Origin of the sequence: Phenylobacterium sp. (genome assembly GCF_004299445.1) — a bacterium.
Lineage (GTDB): Bacteria > Pseudomonadota > Alphaproteobacteria > Caulobacterales > Caulobacteraceae > Phenylobacterium.
Genome location: NZ_SCTC01000037.1, coordinates 298,103 through 318,041 on the forward strand (window position 1 = coordinate 298,103; position 19,939 = coordinate 318,041).

18 protein-coding genes and 1 pseudogene are annotated in these 19,939 nt (G+C 69.2%); 7 read left to right on the top strand and 12 right to left on the bottom strand.

Annotated features, from left to right (window positions below; all coding sequences use genetic code 11):
- Position 1: 1 nt before the first annotated feature.
- Positions 2-817 (bottom strand): histidinol-phosphatase, encoded by an 816-nt coding sequence (hisN, locus tag EPN98_RS10350; protein ID WP_293362607.1) that lies wholly within the window; start codon positions 815-817, stop codon positions 2-4.
- Between the two features lie 115 nt (positions 818-932).
- A complete protein-coding gene (locus tag EPN98_RS10355) occupies positions 933-1,322 on the bottom strand; it encodes a helix-turn-helix domain-containing protein (protein ID WP_293362608.1) in 390 nt (129 codons plus the stop codon).
- A gap of 145 nt (positions 1,323-1,467) precedes the next feature.
- On the opposite strand from EPN98_RS10355, the gene EPN98_RS10360 reads away from it, so the two are divergent.
- Positions 1,468-2,340, top strand: a complete 873-nt coding sequence (locus tag EPN98_RS10360; protein WP_366558474.1) for a lysophospholipid acyltransferase family protein — start codon at positions 1,468-1,470, stop codon at positions 2,338-2,340.
- A 148-nt stretch (positions 2,341-2,488) separates the two neighbouring features.
- Here the strand turns inward: EPN98_RS10360 and EPN98_RS10365 are convergent, their stop codons facing one another.
- The 3 genes from EPN98_RS10365 to EPN98_RS10375 form a co-directional block, all read right to left on the bottom strand.
- On the bottom strand, positions 2,489-2,704 hold the full coding sequence (locus tag EPN98_RS10365) for a DUF2093 domain-containing protein (RefSeq protein WP_293362610.1): 216 nt from the start codon (positions 2,702-2,704) through the stop codon (positions 2,489-2,491).
- Positions 2,705-2,732: 28 nt separating this feature from the next.
- The gene (gene xseA, locus EPN98_RS10370; RefSeq protein ID WP_293362611.1) at positions 2,733-4,205 is read right to left on the bottom strand and encodes an exodeoxyribonuclease VII large subunit; all 1,473 of its coding nucleotides are present in this window, start codon (positions 4,203-4,205) and stop codon (positions 2,733-2,735) included.
- A 160-nt stretch (positions 4,206-4,365) separates the two neighbouring features.
- The gene (locus EPN98_RS10375; protein ID WP_293362612.1) at positions 4,366-4,869 is read right to left on the bottom strand and encodes a GcrA family cell cycle regulator; all 504 of its coding nucleotides are present in this window, start codon (positions 4,867-4,869) and stop codon (positions 4,366-4,368) included.
- A 221-nt stretch (positions 4,870-5,090) separates the two neighbouring features.
- Here EPN98_RS10375 and EPN98_RS10380 point away from each other — a divergent pair, with 221 nt between their 5' ends.
- Complete coding sequence (locus EPN98_RS10380; RefSeq protein ID WP_293362613.1) at positions 5,091-5,909, top strand: ABC transporter permease; 819 nt, start codon at positions 5,091-5,093, stop codon at positions 5,907-5,909.
- A gap of 178 nt (positions 5,910-6,087) precedes the next feature.
- On the opposite strand, the gene EPN98_RS10385 is transcribed toward EPN98_RS10380, so the two are convergent.
- Positions 6,088-6,717, bottom strand: coding sequence for a PEPxxWA-CTERM sorting domain-containing protein (locus EPN98_RS10385; RefSeq protein WP_293362614.1), 630 nt, complete (start codon positions 6,715-6,717; stop codon positions 6,088-6,090).
- Between the two features lie 323 nt (positions 6,718-7,040).
- Between EPN98_RS10385 and EPN98_RS10390 the strand changes: the two genes are divergently transcribed.
- Together EPN98_RS10390 and argF are read left to right on the top strand one after the other, a co-directional pair.
- Positions 7,041-8,270 (top strand): aspartate aminotransferase family protein, encoded by a 1,230-nt coding sequence (locus EPN98_RS10390; RefSeq protein WP_293362615.1) that lies wholly within the window; start codon positions 7,041-7,043, stop codon positions 8,268-8,270.
- Complete coding sequence (argF, locus tag EPN98_RS10395) at positions 8,267-9,205, top strand: ornithine carbamoyltransferase (RefSeq protein WP_293362616.1); 939 nt, start codon at positions 8,267-8,269, stop codon at positions 9,203-9,205. The genes EPN98_RS10390 and argF overlap by 4 nt, the downstream gene beginning before the upstream one ends.
- 39 nt (positions 9,206-9,244) lie before the next feature.
- Here the strand turns inward: argF and EPN98_RS10400 are convergent, their stop codons facing one another.
- A complete protein-coding gene (locus EPN98_RS10400) occupies positions 9,245-10,177 on the bottom strand; it encodes a DUF808 domain-containing protein (RefSeq protein WP_293362617.1) in 933 nt (310 codons plus the stop codon).
- 231 nt (positions 10,178-10,408) lie between these two features.
- Between EPN98_RS10400 and EPN98_RS10405 the strand changes: the two genes are divergently transcribed.
- Positions 10,409-12,223, top strand: a complete 1,815-nt coding sequence (locus EPN98_RS10405) for a DUF885 family protein (RefSeq protein ID WP_293362618.1) — start codon at positions 10,409-10,411, stop codon at positions 12,221-12,223.
- A gap of 222 nt (positions 12,224-12,445) precedes the next feature.
- Here EPN98_RS10405 and EPN98_RS10410 read toward each other — a convergent pair whose 3' ends face one another.
- Entirely contained in the window at positions 12,446-13,183 is a 738-nt protein-coding gene (locus tag EPN98_RS10410; RefSeq protein ID WP_293362619.1) for a glycosyltransferase family 2 protein, read from the bottom strand.
- A gap of 59 nt (positions 13,184-13,242) precedes the next feature.
- On the opposite strand from EPN98_RS10410, the gene EPN98_RS10415 reads away from it, so the two are divergent.
- Both EPN98_RS10415 and EPN98_RS10420 read left to right on the top strand, forming a co-directional pair.
- Positions 13,243-14,916: a glycosyltransferase family 39 protein gene (locus EPN98_RS10415; protein WP_293362620.1), complete on the top strand. Its 1,674-nt coding sequence runs from the start codon at positions 13,243-13,245 to the stop codon at positions 14,914-14,916.
- Entirely contained in the window at positions 14,913-15,815 is a 903-nt protein-coding gene (locus EPN98_RS10420; RefSeq protein ID WP_293362621.1) for a hydroxymethylglutaryl-CoA lyase, read from the top strand. Before EPN98_RS10415 ends, EPN98_RS10420 begins: the two co-directional genes overlap by 4 nt.
- Before the next feature lie 110 nt (positions 15,816-15,925).
- Here EPN98_RS10420 and EPN98_RS10425 read toward each other — a convergent pair whose 3' ends face one another.
- From EPN98_RS10425 to yidD, 4 genes and pseudogenes are all read right to left on the bottom strand, one after another.
- Positions 15,926-16,255 (bottom strand): hypothetical protein, encoded by a 330-nt coding sequence (locus EPN98_RS10425; RefSeq protein WP_293362622.1) that lies wholly within the window; start codon positions 16,253-16,255, stop codon positions 15,926-15,928.
- An 18-nt stretch (positions 16,256-16,273) separates the two neighbouring features.
- Positions 16,274-17,209 (bottom strand): glycosyltransferase family 2 protein, encoded by a 936-nt coding sequence (locus EPN98_RS10430; protein WP_293362623.1) that lies wholly within the window; start codon positions 17,207-17,209, stop codon positions 16,274-16,276.
- The gene (thrS, locus tag EPN98_RS10435) at positions 17,209-19,149 is read right to left on the bottom strand and encodes a threonine--tRNA ligase (protein WP_293362624.1); all 1,941 of its coding nucleotides are present in this window, start codon (positions 19,147-19,149) and stop codon (positions 17,209-17,211) included. The genes EPN98_RS10430 and thrS overlap by 1 nt, the downstream gene beginning before the upstream one ends.
- A 98-nt stretch (positions 19,150-19,247) precedes the next feature.
- Positions 19,248-19,463, bottom strand: a pseudogene (gene yidD, locus EPN98_RS10440) (membrane protein insertion efficiency factor YidD); the annotation flags it as partial.
- Positions 19,464-19,939: the final 476 nt, after the last annotated feature.

Consider the following 19,939-nt stretch of genomic DNA (forward strand, 5'->3'; position numbering starts at 1 on the left):
GTCAGACGGCCGAGCGCTTCAGGGCGACAAGCGCCTCCTCAAGGCAGGCGCGGTCGCCGGCGATGGCGATCTGGCCGCCGTGTCGTCCCACGGGCTCGCCCCGCCAGTCGGTGGTGAGCCCGCCCGCGCCCGCGACGAGCGGGATGGCGGCTTCGATGTCCCAGCTCTTGAGACCGGCTTCGATCACCATGTCCATCGTGCCCGCGGCCACCATGGCGTAGGCGTAGGCGTCGCAGCCCAGCCGCGCCAGGCGCGCCGCCGCCCGCACCTGGCGCCAGGCGCCCAGCTCGGCGCCGGTGAAACAGGCCTCGGGATCGGTGGTGGCGATGACGGCGTCGGTCAGCCGGGGGCAGGTCCGGACCTTCAGGGGCCGCTCGCCTGTCGCGGTCACGAGACGCGAGCCGCCGGCGTGGCCGATGTAGATCTCGCCCAGGTACGATTGGCCGATGGAGCCCAGCACGGGCTGGCCCTGGTGGCGCAGGCCTATGAGCGTGCACCAGAGCGGCAGCCCCGCGATGAACGCCCGGGTCCCGTCGACGGGGTCGAGAACCCACACGAACTCGGCGTCGGGCCGGTCTTCGCCATACTCCTCGCCGATGACGCCGTGATCGGGATAGCGCTCGGAGATCAGCGCCCGGATGGCGCGCTCGGCGCCCTTGTCGGCCTCGGTGACCGGGTCGAAGCCGCCCGTCACCTCAAACTTGTTGGAGAGGCCGTGAGCGCCGCGGAACAAGGGGAGTATTGCTCCGGCGGCGGCGCGATTGAGCTCGAGGCAGAAGGCGTCGAACTCGGCGAGGCGGGGCGCGGAGAGGGTCATGGCCCCTCGCTTACCCCGGCCCGGCGCGTTCCGCAAAGTGGACGCCGACTTTGCGTCCGGAACGCGCTCAAGCTCTTGAATTCGAGCCTGTTTCCACAGGCTCGGGAGCTCGGGCTTAGGCCTCGATCTCGCCGTTCATCGCCTTGGCGAGGTCGAGCAGACGGCGGCGGGGACGCTCACCGAGCTGATAGTAGGCGTGGATGAGGTCCTGGGTTTCCTTGCTGGCCATCGTCTCGTTCGACGAACCCTCGCGTTCCAGGCTCTCGCGCTGGTCCCGGGTCAGGCCCTCGTAGAAGTAGCTGATCGGCACTTCCAGCACCTCGGCCAGTTGCCACAGGCGGGCGGCCGACATGCGGTTGGCCGCACACTCGTACTTCTGGATCTGCTGGAAGCGGACGCCGCAGGCGTGCGCCAGCTCCTGCTGGGTCAGGCCCAGAAGGCGACGACGGCGACGAAGGCGCCGGCCCAGATGGATGTCGATCTCGTCCATGGAATCCCCGACCATGATTTCCCTTCGTCCCGCTTCGGGACTCCGCGGTTGAGACATCGCAATTCCCACGCCAGCCGCCTCCATTGCCCACCAGGGTCTGCCATGCCTAACAAGGTGAATGGCGGCCCCTAATCACTCATACGTCGCAACAGCGATTTGGATGCTTCAGGCTCTGCTGTTTGATGCAGCTAGCGCCTTGGCGCGTCTGTTTCCTGTTGATTCTGTGTCGAATTTTGGCGCCGGCCTATTTCGCACGCTGGGGCCCTTGACGCGTGCGCACCGGGTCGCCGAGCGGAATCTGCGCATCGCCTTCCCTAATGCAGACGACCCTGAGATCGCGCGACTCCTGCAGGCGCAGTGGTCTGAATTGGGCCGATCCCTAATCGAATTCACCATCATCGACCGTATCGTAGCCGACACGGGCCGTCTCGAGATCGAGGGCCTGGAGCGTCTGCAGGCGATTGCGGCGGGCGATGGGCCGGTGGTGTTCATCTCGGGCCACTTCTCGAACTTCGAACTCATGGCCGCCGCCATCGTGCGCGCGGGCGTGAAATCTCAGATCACCTACCGGGCCATGAACAACCCCTATGTGGATGAGCGCGTGCGCCGCGTCCGCTACCGCTACGGCGTGCGCCTGTTTGCGCCCAAGGGCCTGGAGGGCGCGCGCGAACTGATGCGGGCGCTGGAGCGCGGCGAGTCCGTGGCGCTCATGAACGACCAGAAGTTCAACGGCGGCGTCGAGGCGCCGCTGTTCGGCGTCATGGCCCACACGGCGCCCGGCCCCTCCACGTTCGCCCTGCGCTTCGGCGTGCCGCTACAGCCGATGAGCGTACAGCGCGTGGGCGAAGCGGCGCGATTCAGGATTATCGTCCACGACTCGATCGTCCTGGAAAACACCGGCGACAAGGCGGCCGACCTCACGGCGGGCGTGAAGCGGATCAATGCGTTCATCGAAGACCGCATCCGCGCCAGGCCGCACGACTGGTTCTGGGTCCACCGGCGGTGGCCCAGCGAGATGTATCGCAAGAGGTGAACTTCCCTCCCTCTCGGGGAGGGTGGCGAGCGAAGCGAGACGGGTGGGGATGTGTGGGCCGAAGCGCCGCGGTCTGGGAGGATCGATACCTCCCCACCCTGGCCGCTCCGCGGCCGGTCCCTCCCCGGCGGGGAGGGATGCGCGCGGCTCAGCGGGTCTCCTGCCAGCGCTTCAGCGACTCCGCGGGGCTGGCGTAGGCTTCCTGGAGCTCGGCGCTCCAGTAGCGGAGCTGTTCCAACGGGATCTTCTGGCCGGTCACGGCGCACAGCACGTAGCGGCCCGGGCGCAGCACGGCGTAGTCGCCGTCGCCGTAGTGCAGCTTGGCGAGGTCGTTGGCCCCAAGGTTGCGGTCATGGGCGTTCATGGCCGCCTGTGTAGCGCGTGCGGGGGCGTCAGAACAGATCGCCCTGTTCGGGAGCATCGGCCTTGGGCCGGGCGCGCGCCGGACGGGCGGCTGCCACCACGGACGGCGCACCCGGCGGCGGGGCCTCGGTCGCGGCGCCGTCGATCACAGCCTGACGGGTGACCTGGTCGCCGAACTTGATGCTGACGCCCTCGCCGCTGGCCAGCGCGGCGCCAGCGTGGACGATCGAGCCGTCGGAGCGGGTGACACGGGCGAAGCCACGCTGCAGCGGGCGGTCCGGGTCGACCGAGGCGTAGAGCTTCGACAGGCTCTGCAGCCGCTCGGAGAGCCGTTCCAGCCCCCTCCGTACGGAAGGTTCAAGTCTCACGCTCAGGCGGTCCAGCCGGTCCTTCTGCACCGCCTGGGGGCGCTGCAGCAGCAGCGGGGACAGGCGCGAGGCCACGCGGACCAGGTCGCGCTCATGGACGGCGGCGTTCTTGGCCAGACCCGCGCCCAGGCGGCCCGAGACGATGTCGAACCGCTGCTCGGCCAGCCGCACGAGGTCGGGCACACGCTTCAGGGCGCGGTCGGCGTGCTCGATGCGCGCGCGGCGATCCTCGACGACCCGACCGCCGCACCGGTGCATGCGCGCGCCGAGGTCCGAGACCAGCGCCTTCAGCTCGGCCAGCACCGGCGTCGCGATCTCGGCCGCGCCGGTGGGCGTGGGGGCGCGGCGGTCCGAGACGAAGTCGATCAGGGTGGTGTCGGTCTCGTGGCCGACGGCGCTGATCAGCGGGATGGTCCCCTCGGCCACGGTGCGGGCCAGCGCCTCGTCGTTGAACGCCCAGAGATCCTCCACCGAGCCCCCGCCGCGCGCGACGATCAGCACGTCGGGGCGCGGGACCGGCCCGCCGGGCGACAGAGCGTTGAAGCCGCGGATGGCGTTCGCCACCTGGACAGCGGCGGCGTCGCCCTGGACCACCACGGGCCACACGATCACCCGGCACGGCCATCGGTCGCGGATGCGGTGCAGGATGTCGCGGATCACGGCGCCCGTCGGGCTGGTGATCACGCCCACGACGGCGGGCATGTCGGGCAAGGGCCGCTTGCGGGCGCTGTCGAACAGACCCTCGGCGTGCAGCTTCTGCTTCAGACGTTCCAGCTGCGCCAGCAGCGCGCCGACGCCGGCCACCTCCATCGTCTCGATGACGATCTGGTAGCGCGAGCCCTGCGGATACGTCGTGATCTTGCCGGTGACGATCACTTCCAGCCCGTGTTCGGGCCGCACCGAGAGGTTCCGGACCGACCCCTTCCAGACCACGCCGTCGATGGCCGAGCGGTCGTCCTTGAGGGTCAGATAGACGTGGCCGTTGGAATGGTGGGTCACCTTCGACAGCTCGCCCCGCAGGCGCACGAAGCCGTAGGCGTTCTCCAGCGTCCGCTTCAGCGCGAACGCCAGCTCCGAAACGGAGTAGGGCTGGGCGTTGCCGCCGGGGTCAGCGGTGGTCGCCGAGTCGGTCATGCGTTCAGCCTAGCGGGTTGCGCGACCCGGCCAAACTGCGAGAGGCGCAAAGCCTCAAACAGAAAGGGACGCGGTCGGACCCTTAAGCAGGCTTGCGCCAGCTTCGGCTCCCACCGCGTCCCCCATCCCCAACGGATAGACGACCGCTCTCCAGCGGATCTCAGATGTAGCGGCGCAGGCTCCGGGCGAGCTCGGCGGCGCTGGACTTCTTCTTCTGTTGCGCCGGCTGGTAGGCCACCGTCGCGTGTTCGTGGCAGTAGGGGCCGTTCTCTTCCGAGCGGCGGCCGCAGAAGGTGAAGTTGTCGAGCGACGGATCGCCGATCGGCCACTTGCACATGTGGGCGCCCAGGGTCAGCACCGTCGCGGTGCCGGGCGTCTCGTCGACGTAGCGCACCGGCGCGGGCGCCGGGTGCGCGGTCACCGGCTCGGCGATGCGGCGCGGGGCCGACGGCGCGGCCGCCGCGGGGCGCGCCGGGCGCGGCGCCTTGAACACGGTGCGCTGCGGCTTGGACGGCGTCGCGCGGCCCGACAGGCCCAGACGGTGCACCTTGCCGATTACGGCGTTTCTGGTGACGCCGCCCAGTTGCTTGGCGATCTGGCTGGCCGAAAGGCCGTCCTGCCAGAGCTTCTTCAGTAGTTCGACCCGTTCGTCGGTCCAGCCCATGGTCCCGCCTCCCACCCAGAGGGTCCGGCGCGCCCCCAGGACTGCACCGGTAATCAACATCTTGTGGCGACCAGCACTCTCGCCGCCCACCAACCACCATCAGTAGTAAACAAACGCCTAAGAGCCACAATAGGCGCCATTGCGATCATCCACAGGAACTAGATGTTGAGTCGGATTTGGACGCACTTGCGCCACGGCGCCGCAGCGCGCACATCTCGGCCATGCGAGATCTCCCCGATGCCCCGACCATCCTGCCGCCCCAGCCGCGCGCCTATCACGGGGTGAACTGGGAGGGTCTGAAGACCCTGTACGTGCGCGAGGTCCGCCGCTTCCTGAAGGTCGGAACCCAGACGCTGGCAGCGCCGGTGGTCACGGCGCTGCTGTACATGCTGGTGTTCGTGGTGGCCGTCGGCGGCGGGCGCGAGGTGCACGGCGTCGCCTACGGCACGTTCGTGGCGCCCGGCCTGATCATGATGCAGATCCTGTCGAACGCCTTCGCCAACAGCTCCTCGTCGCTGCTGCAGGCCAAGTTCAACGGGCTGATGGGCGACTTCCTGACCCCGCCGCTCACGCCCGCAGAGCATGTCGCGGGCTTCGGCGGCGGCGCGGCGACACGCGGGATCCTGGTGGGCTTGGTCAGCATGGTTGCGGTTCTGCCGTTCGCGCGCCTGCCCATCGCCCAGCCGTGGGCCATCCTCTACTTCGGCCTGGGAGCCGCCTTCATCATGGGTTTCATCGGCATCATGGCCGGGCTTTGGGCCGAGAAGTTCGACCACATGGCGGCGGTGACCAACTTCGTCATCATGCCGATGACGTTCCTGTCGGGGACGTTCTACCTGGTCGAGCGCCTGCCCGAGCCGTTCCGCACGGCCAGCCACTACAACCCGTTCTTCTACCTGATCGACGGCTTCCGCTACGGCTTCACCGGCCAGGCCGAGAGCAATCTGATGGTCGGCGCGATCATGACGGCCGTGCTGGTCCTGAGCCTCGGCTGGGTGTCGCTTTGGATGTTCAAGGTGGGCTACAAGATCAAGACCTGACGGCCTCGACCCGCGCTCCTCGCCGGGCGTCACGCCTCTCAGCGCCGAGCGGCCTGAAGCCGGCGGCGCAGATGGACGTTAAGGCCGAAATCCCCGGGGCGGGGCGTCCGGGTCCCAAATGAAAACGCCGCCGCCCCATCGGGACAGCGGCGTCCTTGTTAGGCCTGCTCTATCTGGATCAGGCGACCGCAGCGACCGACTTGCGGGCCCGGATCGCGCCGCCCAGGCCGAAGAAGCCCAGCAGCATCATCGCCCAGGTGGCCGGCTCGGGCACGGCGACGCCGGGGCTCAGGGTGCCGCCGAACGCGAAGTTGCCGCCGACGGCCGCATTGATGCCGGCCACCGCGTTCGCGTTGAGGGTCAGAGTGCGGAACTGGTTGTTGTCGGCCGGCGAGTAGGCGAACGCGCCGTAGCTTGCGCCGCTGGCCAGATCGTTGAACGCCGCGACGCCGCCGGTACCGCCCGTGAGGGCGCTGATGCTGCCGCCGAAGTCGAACGTCGTGTACGTAGCCGACTCTGTGGACGTGAACCCGTAGAGGGTGAGGGTGGCCGTGGTGAACGTGCCCTGCAGGTTCGAGAGATCGAACGCGAACCAGTTATTGTAGCCGTCGATGCTGATGTCGCCGGGTGACGCAACAATGTAGTTGGTATTGTCGGTGCTATGGTCACCACCGTTGTACCAGCCCGTATCGTAGGCGAAAACGGTCGTGGCGCCGTCCAGCGTCAGAAAGACCTTATCGAGGTTGTCGTTGCTTGAGAAGCCGAAGACGTAGGCCTGCGCCGGCGCGGCGGAGACCGTGAGAGCCATGGCCGCGGCGCCCGCTGCCAAGAGAGTTTTGATATTCATTGATATGCACCCCAGATTGCAATGCGCCGGTCCCCATCCTCGGCGCGTGCGGTTGAACATCGTTACATGAGACGAAGCTTTGCCGTTCGGAAACCGGATTCCCCCGAAGGGTGAACTCTAATTAACCCAGCAACCCGCGCATGGTCGCGATCCGGCGTCACGCGCACCACGCGTCTTCCCTCGCAAAACATTGACTTGGCGGCGCTTCGAGACGAAAACGCCAAGCCTTCCGGTCCCCGTCGCCACCGCGTCGGGGACGCTTCCTTTTGAGGAGGGCTAACGCCGTGGCCGAGTCGACCACCGCCCCCGTTCCCAGCGATCACATCATGGGCGTCTACGCGCGCGCCCCGCTGGCGTTCGAGCGAGGCGAGGGCTCGCGACTCTACACCGCCGACGGCGAGGCCTATCTCGACTGCATGGCCGGGATCGCGGTGACCGCGCTGGGGCACAACCATCCCAAGCTGGTCCAGGCGGTGAAGGACCAGGCCGACAAGCTCTGGCACACGTCCAACATCTTCCGGATCCCCAACCAGGAGAAGCTGGCGAAGCTGCTGACCGAAAACACCTTCGCCGACGTCTGCTTCTTCACGAACTCGGGGACCGAGGCGATCGAGTGCGCGATCAAGACCGCGCGCAAGTACCACTGGGCCAAGGGAAACCCCGAGAAGATCGACATCATCGGCTTCGAGGGCTCGTTCCACGGCCGGACGCTGGCGGCGGTGAACGCCTCGGGCAACGCCAGCTATCTGGAGGGCTTCGGCCCGCCGATGCCGGGCTTCGTCCACCTGCCGTATGGCGACCACGAGGCGCTGAAGGCCGCGATCGGCCCGACGACCGCGGCGATCATCATCGAGCCGGTGCAGGGCGAGGGCGGGGCGCGGTCGCTGCCGGTGAGCTGCCTGCGCGGCCTGCGCGAGCTGTGCGACGAACACGGCATCCTGCTGATCTACGACGAGATCCAGTGCGGTCTGGGCCGGACCGGCAAGCTGTTCGCCTACGAGTGGGCGGACGGCGCGGGCGAACCCGACATCATGGCCGTGGCCAAGGCTCTGGGCGGGGGCTTCCCGGTGGGCGCCTGCCTGGCCACGGCCGAGGCCGCCCGCGGCATGACGCCGGGCAGCCACGGCTCGACCTACGGCGGCAACCCCCTGGCCATGGCGGTGGGCGTGGCCTCGGTCGAGGAACTGGTGAAGCCGGAGCTGCTGGAGCATGTCCGCGAGGTCGCCGGCTACTTCAGCCAGCAGCTGTCGGGCCTGAAGGACCGCTTCCCCGACGTGGTCGAGGATATCCGCGGCAAGGGCCTGCTCATCGGCGTGAAGCTGAAGACGCCCAACCGTGAGTTCATGCAGCTCGCCCGCGACCAGCACCTGCTGATCGCCGGCGGCGGCGACAACTGCGTGCGGCTGCTGCCGCCGCTGACGCTGTCGCTGGACGAGGCGCGCGAAGCGATCGAACGCCTGGAACGCGCTTGCGGGGTGGCCCAAGCCCGATCCAGAGCGGCGGTCCCGGCATGACCGCCGCGGCTCCGCGGCACTTCCTCGACATCTGGAAGCTCGAAGGCCACGAACTTCGCGCCATCCTGGAGGACGCCAAGGCTCGCAAGGCCGCCCGCAAGGGCTGGCCTCAGGGGCGCCCCGACGCCGATCGGCCTGGCGCTGACCGGACGCTGGCGATGATCTTCGAGAAGAACTCGACCCGCACCCGCTTCTCGTTCGACGCGGCCATGCGCCAGCTGGGCGGGGACGTGATCATCTCCAACGCCGTCGACATGCAGCTGGGCCGCGGCGAGCCGATCGAGGACACCGCCCGTGTGCTCTCGCGGATGGTCGATGCGATCATGATCCGCTCGAACGTCCACGAGGACGTCGAACGCCTGGCCATGTGGTCGACGATCCCGGTGATCAACGGCCTGTCTGACAAGAGCCACCCCTGCCAGATCCTGGCCGACCTGATGACCTTCGAGGAACATCGCGGCCCGGTGACGGGCAAGACGTTCGCGTGGGTGGGCGACGGCAACAACGTGTGCTCCAGCTTCATCCATGCGGCGCCGAAGCTGGGCTTCAGGTTCAACATCGCGACCCCGGCGATCTTCCACCCGGACATGATGGACCTGGCGCGCGCAGCCGAGCAGCAGGGTCAGGTCACGACCACGCACGACCCGCGCGAGGCCGTGCGCGGCGCCGACTGCGTGATCACCGACACCTGGGTCTCGATGGGCGACACCGACCACGACGAGCGCCTCGACGCGCTCGAGCCCTACCAGGTGGACAGGAAGCTGATGAGCGAGGCGTCCAAGGACGCCGTCTTCCTGCACTGCCTGCCCGCCCACCGCGGCGAGGAAGTGACGGACGAGATCATCGACGGCCCGCAGAGTCTGGTCTGGGACGAGGCGGAAAACCGCATCCACGCCCAGAAGTCGATCCTGGCCTGGTGCTTCGGCGCGATCTGATCCGAGACGGGCGGCTTCGGCCGCCCGCTCCTTCTGGGCCTAGTGCTTCTTGCTGGGCACGAGGTGCAGGGCCGCCACGATCAGGCCGCCGACCGCCAGTCCCACCACCGCCGAGCCCACCGCGAACGCCAGCCAGCCGGTGACAGGACCCACCGCTGGGGCCGTCGCGGCCCAGTGCGAGAGGCCCTCGACCCAGGTCGGGATCGGACTGAAGTGGTAGTGCTCCAGACCGTGGACGATGATGCCGCCGCCCACCCACAGCATCGCGGCGGTGCCGATCCGCGTGAGCGCGTCCAGGACGACGGGCATCGCCTTGACCATCCCCCGGCCCAGCGCGCGCATCGATGCGGCGCGGCCCTTGGAGAGATGCAGGCCGATGTCGTCCATCTTCACGATCAGGGCCACGACGCCGTACACCCCGATGGTGATCAGCAGACCCACCACCGCCAGGGCGCCGGCCTGAACGGCCAGCGGTTGCTGAGCCACATCGTTGAGGGCGATGGCCATGATCTCGGCCGAGAGAATGAGGTCGGTGCGGATGGCGCCAACCACCTTCTGCTTCTCGAGTTCCTTCGAGCTGAGCGCCAGTTCCTCCGGGGAGTCGGTGTCCTCGTGCTCAACCACCGCCTCGTAGATCTTCTCGGCGGCCTCGAAGCAGAGGTAGGCGCCGCCCAGCATCAACAGCGGCGTCAGCAGCCAGGGGGCGAAGGCCGAGATCAGCAGCGCGCCGGGCAGCAGCAGCAGGAACTTGTTCCCCAGCGACCCCAGGGCGATCTTGGCGATGATCGGCAGCTCGCGATCGGGCGTGAAGCCGACGGCGTAGCCGGGGGTCACCGCGGCGTCGTCGATCACCACGCCCACGGCCTTGGATCCCGCCTTGCCGGCGGCGGCCGTGACGTCGTCGAGCGACGTTGCGGCGATCTTGGCGATGGCGGCGACGTCGTCCAGCAGGGCGACCAGGCCCGATGCCATATGCGATCCTTTTCTCGAGCTACCCTCTGGGTCGGTAGAGGCAAGCGGCGCGCCCGTAAAGCGGCCCTTGTCCCGTCCGCGCAAAGCTGGCCGACCATTCGTCACGGTGGTCGGTTCAGGCTCAAAACGACGAATGGTCTACCTTTGTGGAGTCTCAAGCATTCACCGGTTCAAGCGAACCGGTGAATGCTCTAGGCGATGTGAACGCGCGTATCGCGAAAGAGGATCATCATGCGGCTCACAAGGCGTGACTTCGGGTTCGGCACGGCGGCGACGGCTCTGCTATCGGCCCCGGCGACGGCTCAGCCGGCGAAGGGCGTCGACGCCCAGCTCACCGCCTTCCTCGACGCCGAGTTCGAGGCGGCGCTGCGGCAGAACCCCGAGCAGCTGACCCGGCTGGGCCGCAAGGAGCTGTACGACAAGCTGTCGGACCCCACGGACGCCGCGGCCGATCGCGGGCTGGCCTGGCGGCGCGGCAGCGTGGCCCGCATGAAGGCCCGGTTTGATCGCGCCGGCCTGGGCCCGGACGCCCAGGTCAGCTACGACCTCTGGGCGCTGGCGCTGGAACGGGCCGAAGCGGCGCGCAAGTGGCGGAACCACAAGTACGTCTTCAATCGCGGCGGGCCGCACACGAGCCTGCCCAACTTCCTGATCAACGCGCACCGGGTCGACACGCGGGCCGACATGGACGCCTACGTCGCGCGCCTGTCGGCCATGGCCAAGGTGCTGGACCAGAACCTGGATCGCGCGAAGGCCGCCGCCGCGGCAGGCGTGCGGATGCCGCGCTTCGCCTACGACCAGTCGATCGCCGAGGTCGCCCGCCTGATGACCGGCGCGCCGTTCACCGGGAACGGCGAGTCGGCGCTCTTCGTCGATGCCATGGCCAAGCTGCGCAGGCTGCGCGAGCGGGGCCTGATCGACACGCCCCAGGAGCAGAAGTTCGTCTCCGCCGTCTCGGCGACCCTGGGCGGCGAGGTGAAGCCGGCCTACGACCGCCTGTCGGCCTGGCTGAGCGCCGACCGCGAGAATGCGGCGGCCGATCCCAAGGGCGCGGGATCGCTGCCGGACGGCGCGGCCTTCTATGCCGCCCAGTTGCTCGACGAGACCACCACCGACATGACCGCCGACGAGATCCACGAGCTGGGTCTGCGCGAGGTGGCGCGGATCCGCGGCGAAATGGAGGCTCTGAAGACGCGGATCGGCTTTGCGGGCTCGCTGGCCGAGTTCTTCGTCTTCATGCGGACCGACAAGCGCTTCTACCTCCCCAACGACGACGAGGGACGCGAGCAGTACCTGCGCTTGGCCGACGGCTACCTCACCGGCATGGAAGCCAGGCTGCCGCAGTACTTCGCCCGCATGCCCAGGTCGGACCTGGTCGTGAAGCGGGTCGAGGCTTTCCGGGAGGAGCCGGGCGGCGCGGCGCACTACTCGTCGGGCGCGCCCGACGGATCGCGGCCCGGGGTGTTCTACGTCCACCTGTCGGATACCGGCGCCACGCCCATCTACGAACTGGAGGGCACGGCCTATCACGAGGGCTGGCCGGGCCATCACATGCAGATCTCGCTCGCCCAGGAGATGACCGGCGTGCCGCTGTTCCGGCGCCAGAGCAACTACGGCGCCTACGCCGAGGGCTGGGGGCTCTATTCCGAACTGCTGGCCAAGGAGGCGGGGCTTTACGTCGACCCGTACAGCGACTTCGGGCGGCTGGGCCGCGAGATCTGGCGGGCGATCCGCCTGGTGGTCGACACCGGCATTCACGCCAAGGGCTGGAGCGAGGCTCAGGCGCTGGAATACTACACCGCCAACTCGCCGCAGCCGACGGCCAAGATCCGCTCCGAGATCCGCCGCTACATCGTCAACCCCGGCCAGGCGACCTCATACAAGGTCGGCATGGTCCGCATCCTGGCGCTGCGCGAGGAGGCGAGGGCTGCGCTGGGCGCGCGCTTCGACATCAAGGCCTTCCACGAGGCGGTGCTGGGCGCCGGCGCCCTGCCGCTCAACGTGCTGGACACGCGCGTGCGGGCCTGGATCCGCAGCCGCGCCTGACGAAGAGCGTCAGCAAAATCTAAACGGCGATTTCAGGCTGCGTTCAGGCTGCGGACGCGACGCTGGGACCCTCGGTTGTTCCAGCGTCGAGGGTCGCAATGTCCAAGCCCGCTCCCGCCAAGTCCGCCTCTCAGGCGCCCGCCGCCTGGGCTCAGCTCCTGTTCGCCGGCAGCCTGCTGTTCGCCGGCGTCGCCGTCTGGCTGCTCGCGACCCTCTAGCCGTCTAGACCTCGTCGACGCCGCCCGGGTTGCGGGCGCGCGACTGCAGCCACATCACGCCGAACAGGTCGGACGCCGAGGCCCAGAGGCGCCCCAGGTTCGTGTACTTCGAACGGCCGGTCTGGCGGTGCCGGTGGTTCACCGGCCGAAAGGCCACCTCATAGCCCTCGCGCAGCATCAGCGCCGGCAGGTAGCGGTGGATGTGGTCGAAGTAGGGGAGGCGCAGGAAGGCCTCGCGCCGGAACGCCTTGAGCCCGCATCCGGTGTCGTTGGCCGCGTCCTTGAGCAGCCGCTTGCGCACGCCGTTGCCGATCTTGGACGCCAGCTTCTTGGCCTGGCTGTCCTGGCGCTTCACTCGCTCGCCGCCCACCAGGGCCAGCTGGGGCGGGCCCGCCAGCAGAGCGTCCACCAGCGCCGGGCCGTCGGCCGGGTCGTTCTGGCCGTCGCCGTCCAGGGTGACCACCACGGCGCCGCGCGCCGCCAGGATGCCTGAGCGGATCGAGCGGCTCTGGCCCGAATTCCTGCGGTGGGCCAGTACGCGCAATTGCGGGATCTCGGCTGACAGCGCCTTCAGCACGCCGCGGGTGCCGTCGCGGCTGGCGTCGTCCACGAAGATCATCTCGAATGACCGGCCGGCGAACGCGGCGGCGATCTCGCGCGCCAGCGCAGGCGCGGCGCCTTCCTCGTCGAAGACGGGGATCACGATCGAGATGTCGGGCGAAGCGCCGGAGGTCTGGGCCATATGCGCCCTCCATAGCGGAAAAGCGGGGCTGCGAAAGGATCGTGCTATGCACGGCGACGATGAGTCTCGACCGGATCCTGGCGCGTTGGAGCGGTGGTTGGCGCGGGCCTGCGCTGGCGGCCTTCGTCGCCTTCCTGGCCGGGCTGCCGGGTCTGATGGCCATGCCCACGCTGGATCGGGACGAGGCCCGCTTCGCCCAGGCCACCGCCCAGATGCTGGAGCAGGACGACTATGTCGTCATCCGCTTCCAGGACGATCCCCGCTTCAAGAAGCCGGTAGGCATCCACTGGCTGCAGGCCGCGAGCGTCAGCGTGCTGTCCAGCCCCGAGGCGCGGCAGATCTGGGCCTATCGCATCCCTTCGCTGCTGGGGGCGATGCTGGCGGCGGCGGCCTGCGCCTGGGGCGCGGCGGCGTTCTTCAGCCGGCGCGCGTCGGTGATGGCGGGCGCGATGCTGGGCGCCAGTTTCCTGCTCTCCACCGAGGCCTTCATCGCCAAGACCGACGCGGCCCTGGCCGGGACGACCACCCTGGCGCTGGCGGCGCTGGGCCGGCTCTACGCCGCGCGCAACGGCGGCCCGCCGGCGGGTCGGCGGGTGATCTGGACGTTCTGGGGCGCGCTGGCTGTCGCGATGCTGATCAAGGGGCCGGTGGCGCTGCTGGTGGCGGGCCTGGCCATGGTGGTGCTGGCGGTCTGGGACCGCCGCGCCGGCTGGATCGGCGGTCTGAAGTGGTGGTGGGGTTTGATCATCATCCTGGCCGTCGTGGGTCCGTGGGCGGGCGCGGTCACGGTGGCCACCGACGGCGGGTTCTGGAGCGAGGCCGTGGGCTCGGACCTCGCGCCCAAGCTGGCGGGCGGCCAGGAGAGCCACGGGGCGCCGCCGGGCTACCATCTGCTGCTGGCGCCGATCCTGGCCTTCCCGATGACCCTGCTGCTGCCGGCCGCGGCCGTGGCGGCATGGCGGTTCCGCCGCGAGCCGGGCGTGCGGTTCGCCCTGGCCTGGCTCATCCCCACCTGGCTGGTGTTCGAGCTCTTGCCCACCAAGCTGCCGCACTACCTGATGCCGGCCTACGGCGCGATCGCCTGGCTGGCGGCCCGCGCGCTCAGCGAGCCCCTGGGCGCGGTGGCGAAGGGGGTGGGCGCGGGCCTTGCGGCCGTCGTGGGCCTCGCCCTGGCCGGCGGGGTCTTCTACCTGCTGGCGGAGTACGGCGAGGCGTCCGACGCCTGGGCCGCGGTGCTGTCGGCCGGCCTGCTGGCTGCGGCTGGGCTCGTCGGCGGCTGGCTGCTGTTGCGGAGAGACGCCGACACGGCGATCGCCGCAGCGCTGGCGCTGGGCCTGCTGGGCCACGGCGCCCTGGCCGCCCTGTTTGCCCCGCGCCTCGACCCGCTGTGGCTGTCGGCGCGGCTGGAGCAGGCGCTGGGGGACGCTCGCCTGCTGCCGCGCCAAGGGATCGCCGAGGCGCCCGTGGCCGTCGCCGGCTACGCCGAGCCCAGCCTGGTCTTCGCCCTGGGCACCGACACCGGCCTCGAAGGCCCGGCCGAGGCGGCGCAGGCGGTGGTCGAGCGCCGTCCCGCCATCGTCGAACAGGCCGACGAGGCCGACTTCCGAAAGGCGCTTGCCGCACGTGGCGGCAGGGCGATCCAAGTGGCGGTCGTGAAGGGCGTGAACTACTCGAAGGGTGATCCCATGACGCTTCGGGTCTACATGGCGCCCGTCAGGGAGTTGCAGCCATGAGCCGGCGTATCGAGATCGTGGAAGTCGGGCCCCGCGACGGCCTGCAGAACGAGAAGACCCTCTTCGAGATCGACCAGAAGCTGGAGATGATCCGGCGTCTCGAGGCGGCTGGCGCGCGGCGCATGGAAGTGGTCTCGTTCGTGAACCCCAAGCGCGTGCCGCAGATGGCCGGCGCCGAGGAGATCATGGCCGCCCTGCCGCACCAAGATGGCCGCTCGCGCATCGGGTTGGTGCTGAACATGCGGGGCTGGGAGCGCTGCGTGGCGGCGGGATGCGACGAGGCCAATGTGGTGGTCTGCGCCTCGGACGGCTTCGGCATCCGCAACCAGGGCGCCTCGGTCGACGAGCAGGTGAAGGCCATGGCCGACATCGTCGCCGCCCGGAAGAAGGAAGACCCGCCGATCAGCGTGACCGTCTCGGTCGCCTTCGGCTGCCCCTTCGAGGGCGAGGTGCCCGAGGAACGGGTCATGGAGATCGTCCGCACCGCCGCCGACCTGCGCGTGGCCGAGATCGCGCTGGCCGACACCATCGGCGTGGCCGATCCCTGGACGGTGCGCCGCCGCGTGGAGCTGGCGAAGACGGCGGCCGGCCACATCCCGCTGCGCCTGCACTTCCACGACACCCGCAACACGGGCCTCGCCAACGCCTTCGCGGGCGTGGAGGCCGGGGTCGACGTGCTGGACGCCTCGGTGGGCGGCCTGGGCGGCTGTCCCTTCGCGCCGAACGCCACGGGCAACATCGGCACCGAGGACCTCGTCTATATGCTGGAGCGCGCCGGCTACGAGACCGGCTACGACCTGCAGCAGCTCATCGAGATCGGCGTCTGGGCCTCTGACCTGCTGGGCAAGCGGGTGGCGTCGTCGGTGGCGAAGGCGGGGGCATTCCCACAGCCGGCCTGACGACCGGCGAAGAGACATGTGTCGCATGTCGAGCACTGAGCCATGCGGCTACGTCAGAATCGGTCGCGGACCTGCCTGTGCGGCGCATTGGGCGAGGCAGGGGGGACCAGCTAGACCAGCCCCTGAATGATCAGGACGGCGCCCAGCAGGGCCGCCGGAGCGGACCAGACTTCCATCGGGAACGACAGGAATCGGTTGCGGGCTCGGTAGGTCAGCCGGTCGCGCACCTTGCCTCGGAGCGGGTTGATGGGAGACCGGTTGAGGCGCGCGCCGCCGATCCAGTTTGCTGCGGCGGCGAGCAGCCAGGCGATGCCCCAAAGCCAGGGCTGCTGCTCAAAGGCTGCATCACCGGCGACGCCCGTGACGACAGCTCCAAAGAGGCCGACGACGCCGATAAGAAACAGGAGCGAGAGGAAGCCACGCTCGGTCCACCAAACCATGCCGTCCCCCGTCCCAGGCTAGTGCTTCCTCATCCGCCGCATCAGCGGGCGGGCGACGGCGGCGGCGATGACCAGGGGGCCGAGGATCAGGGCGGCGAGGTGGCCGCTGAGGTTGCCGCCCGCGCGCTTGCGGAAGTAGCGGGCCAGACCCACGCCCTTGTGGAACTCCACCTTCAGCGGGCTGGTCTGGCTGGTGCCGCCGATGTGGACCACCTCGGCCTTGGGGTGGAACAGGACCTTGCCGCCCGCCTCGCGGACGCGCCAGCAGAGGTCGACGTCCTCCACGTGCAGAAAGTAGCCTTCGTCGAAGCCGCCCACGGCGTCGAAGTCCGCGCGCCGCATGCAGAAGCAGGCGCCGGAGATGGTGGGCGCCGGCGCCGCCTGGTCAGGCAAGGCGTCCTGTTCCCAGTGCACCTCGAAGCGGCCCCACGCGGGGACGGCCTTGGCGAGGCCGCTCATCGACAGCAGGGCGCTGATCGGCGTGATCTCGCCGCGCCGGGCGCCCCGCTGCTCGGTGCGGTCCGGGTTCAGCACCCGGCCGCCGACGATCGACGGGACCGGCTGGGTCTCGATCTCGCGCACGAGCGCGGCGACGCAGCCCGGCTGCAGGAAGGCGTCCGGGTTCAGGAAGACCAGGTGGTCGCTCTTGGCCGTCCGGGCGCCCAGGTTGGCGCCCTTGGCGAAGCCCACGTTGCCCTGGCCAGTCACGAGGATGACCCGGCTGTCCTGGTCGGCCAAGGCCCGCAGGCGCTCGAACTGGCCCGGGGCCGAGCCGTTGTCGACCACGACCAGTTCGTCCACCAGCGGGTCGGCGAGCACGCAGGCGAGGCTCTGCTCGAGAGCCTCGCCCGTCATGTAGACCACCATCACCACCGACACGCTGCGGCGGGGCCGCAGGGAGTCCGCAATCGACGCCGGAGACGCAGCGACGATCGGTGTGGCGATGCCGTTCATCAGGACCCCAACCCAGCCTTACGCCGAACATCCGGCGCTTGAGCCTCCAAGGCAAGGACGTTGCAGGCCTCGTCCAACCCCAGGATCTGCTGACCGTCGGAGCCCAGGCGCCGCAGCGCGACCTTGCCCTCTTCCGCCTCGCGGCGGCCGACGACGGCGATGATCGGCGTCTTGGACAGGCTGTGCTCGCGGACCTTGTAGTTGATCTTCTCGTTGCGCAGGTCCGTCTCCACGCGCAGGCCCGCCGCGCGCAGCCGCGCCGCCGCCTTCAGTGCGAAGTCGTCGGCGTCGGACGTGATCGTGGCCACCACCACCTGCACCGGCGAGAGCCACAGCGGGAAGGCGCCGGCGTAGTTCTCGATCACCACGCCGATGAAGCGTTCGAACGAGCCCAGGATCGCCCGGTGCAGCATCACCGGCTTGTGCTTCTGGCCATCCTCGCCGACGAACTCGGCGCCGAGGCGCTCGGGCAGGACGTAGTCGTTCTGGATCGTGCCGCACGTCCACGAGCGGCCGATGGCGTCCTTCAGCTGGAAGTCGAGCTTGGGCGCGTAGAAGGCGCCGTCGCCCTCGGCCACCACCGGCTCCACGCCGGCCTTGCGGGCGGCGTCCAGCAGCTGGTTCTCGGCCATGTCCCAGAACTCGTCCGTGCCGGCGCGCGGGCTCGGCCGCGTGCCCAGCGTGATGTGGTCGCGCGTCAGGCCGAAGTCGGCGTGGATCGAGGAGGCGAGCTCGATGAACGAGGCCACTTCGTCGACGATCTGATCCTCCCGGCAGAAGATGTGGGCGTCGTCCTGCGTGAAGGCGCGCACCCGCATCAACCCGTGAAGGGCCCCGGAAGGTTCGTACCGGTGGCACGCGCCGAACTCGGCCATGCGCAGCGGCAGGTCGCGGTAGCTCTTCTGGCCGAAGCTGAAGATCTGGATATGGCCCGGGCAGTTCATCGGCTTGAGCGCCAGTTCCTCGCCCTCGACCGTCTCGCAGACGAACATGTTGGGCCGGTAGTTCTCCCAGTGGCCCGACTTCTCCCAGAAGACACGGTCCAGCACCTGCGGCGTGCGCACCTCGACGTAGCCGGCGTCCTCGAGGCGGCGACGCATGTAGGCCTCGACCGTGCGCCACAGCGTCAGGCCCTTCTCGTGCCAGAAGACCATGCCGCGGCCCTCTTCCTGCATGTGGAAGAGGTCCATCTGGCGGCCGATCTTGCGGTGATCGCGCTTCTCGGCTTCCTCGACACGCTTGAGATAGGCCTCGAGGTCGGCCTCGTTGGCCCAGGCCGTGCCGTAGATGCGCTGGAGCATCGGGTTGTTGCTGTCGCCGCGCCAGTAGGCGCCCGCCAGCTTGGTCAGCTTGAACGCCTTGCCGGCCGCCTTCGTCGACGGCAGGTGCGGGCCGCGGCACAAATCCTTCCACTGGCCCTGGCGATAGACGCTGACCGCCTCGCCGGCGGGGATGCCGCCGATGATCTCGGCCTTGTAGTGCTCGCCGATCGACTTGAAGTGGGCGATCGCTTCGTCGCGGTCCCACTCCTCGCGCACGATCGGCTCGTCGCGGTCGACGATCTGCTTCATGCGCTCTTCGATCTTCGCCAGGTCGTCCAGGCTGAACGGCTCGTCGCGGGCGAAGTCGTAGTAGAAGCCGTCCTCGATCGCCGGGCCGATGGTCACCTGCGTGCCGGGGAACAGCTCCTGCACCGCCTCGGCCAGGATGTGGCTGACGTCGTGGCGGATCGTCTCGAGAGCGTCGGGTGCGTTGCGGTCGAGGATCTCGAACTTGCCGCCCTTCTCCAGCGGCCGGTCCACGTCCAGCAGTTCGCCGTCCAGCTTGATGAGAACGGCGCGCTTGGCCAGCGAGGGGGCGATCGAGGCCGCCACCTGCTTGCCCGTCGTCCCGGGCTCGTACTCGCGCTTCGAGCCGTCGGGGAAAATCAGGTCGATCATGGTTCTTCACACTTCCAATCGCGCGCCCCGGTCTGCCCTTTCCTGGGCTCGGCCTTTGGGCGCGTCAGTTTTCCCTTTGCGCCCCTCCGGGGCGACGGCGGCGGCGGGTCCCAGCCCGCACCGCCCCAGGGATGACATCTGCACAGCCTGCGCACCGTGAGGACCGTTCCTCGCACAGGGCCGTGGCCGATCAGGGCTTCAGCGGCGTACTCCGAACACGTCGGAGCAAACCGGCACGACCGCCCGATCAGCGGCGAAAGCGTCAGCTTGTAGGCGCGTAGAAGCCCACGGACGCATCTCTCGTAGAAGCTCATGCCGGCTGCGGTTTGCGATTGCAGGCCCCGTGCGTACGCCGAGGCCCCGAGAGGTTCAAGCCGCGCCGGCGGGAGTAGTTCGCGCATCCGCAGTCATCGCCGGCGCAAACGTCCGGGCGATCAGGGCGACGATGTCCATCAGGCGAACCATGCGGGGGCAGGTATCACAGGCGGGCTGAAAACGGAACCTTCCGGGTTTGGACCAGGGAAACACGGGGGCGCTGGGCCTGGGGCGCTGTGCGCGCCGCAGGCGCCGTCGGATTCGTCCACGAACCCCACGAACCCCACGAACCACACGAACATGCGGCGGCGCGCCCCGAGCTGTGGCCTGGGAGCGTTCGTGTGGTTCGTGGTTCGAAATGGAGGGCGCTTCGCGCGGGTGGCGCGTCAGCCGGAGGGGCGCCAGGGCGGTTTCGAGGGACGCGCCGGGGTGAGATCCGGGGCCGTCGCGTGCAGGCCGGCGGTGAAGGCGCGGG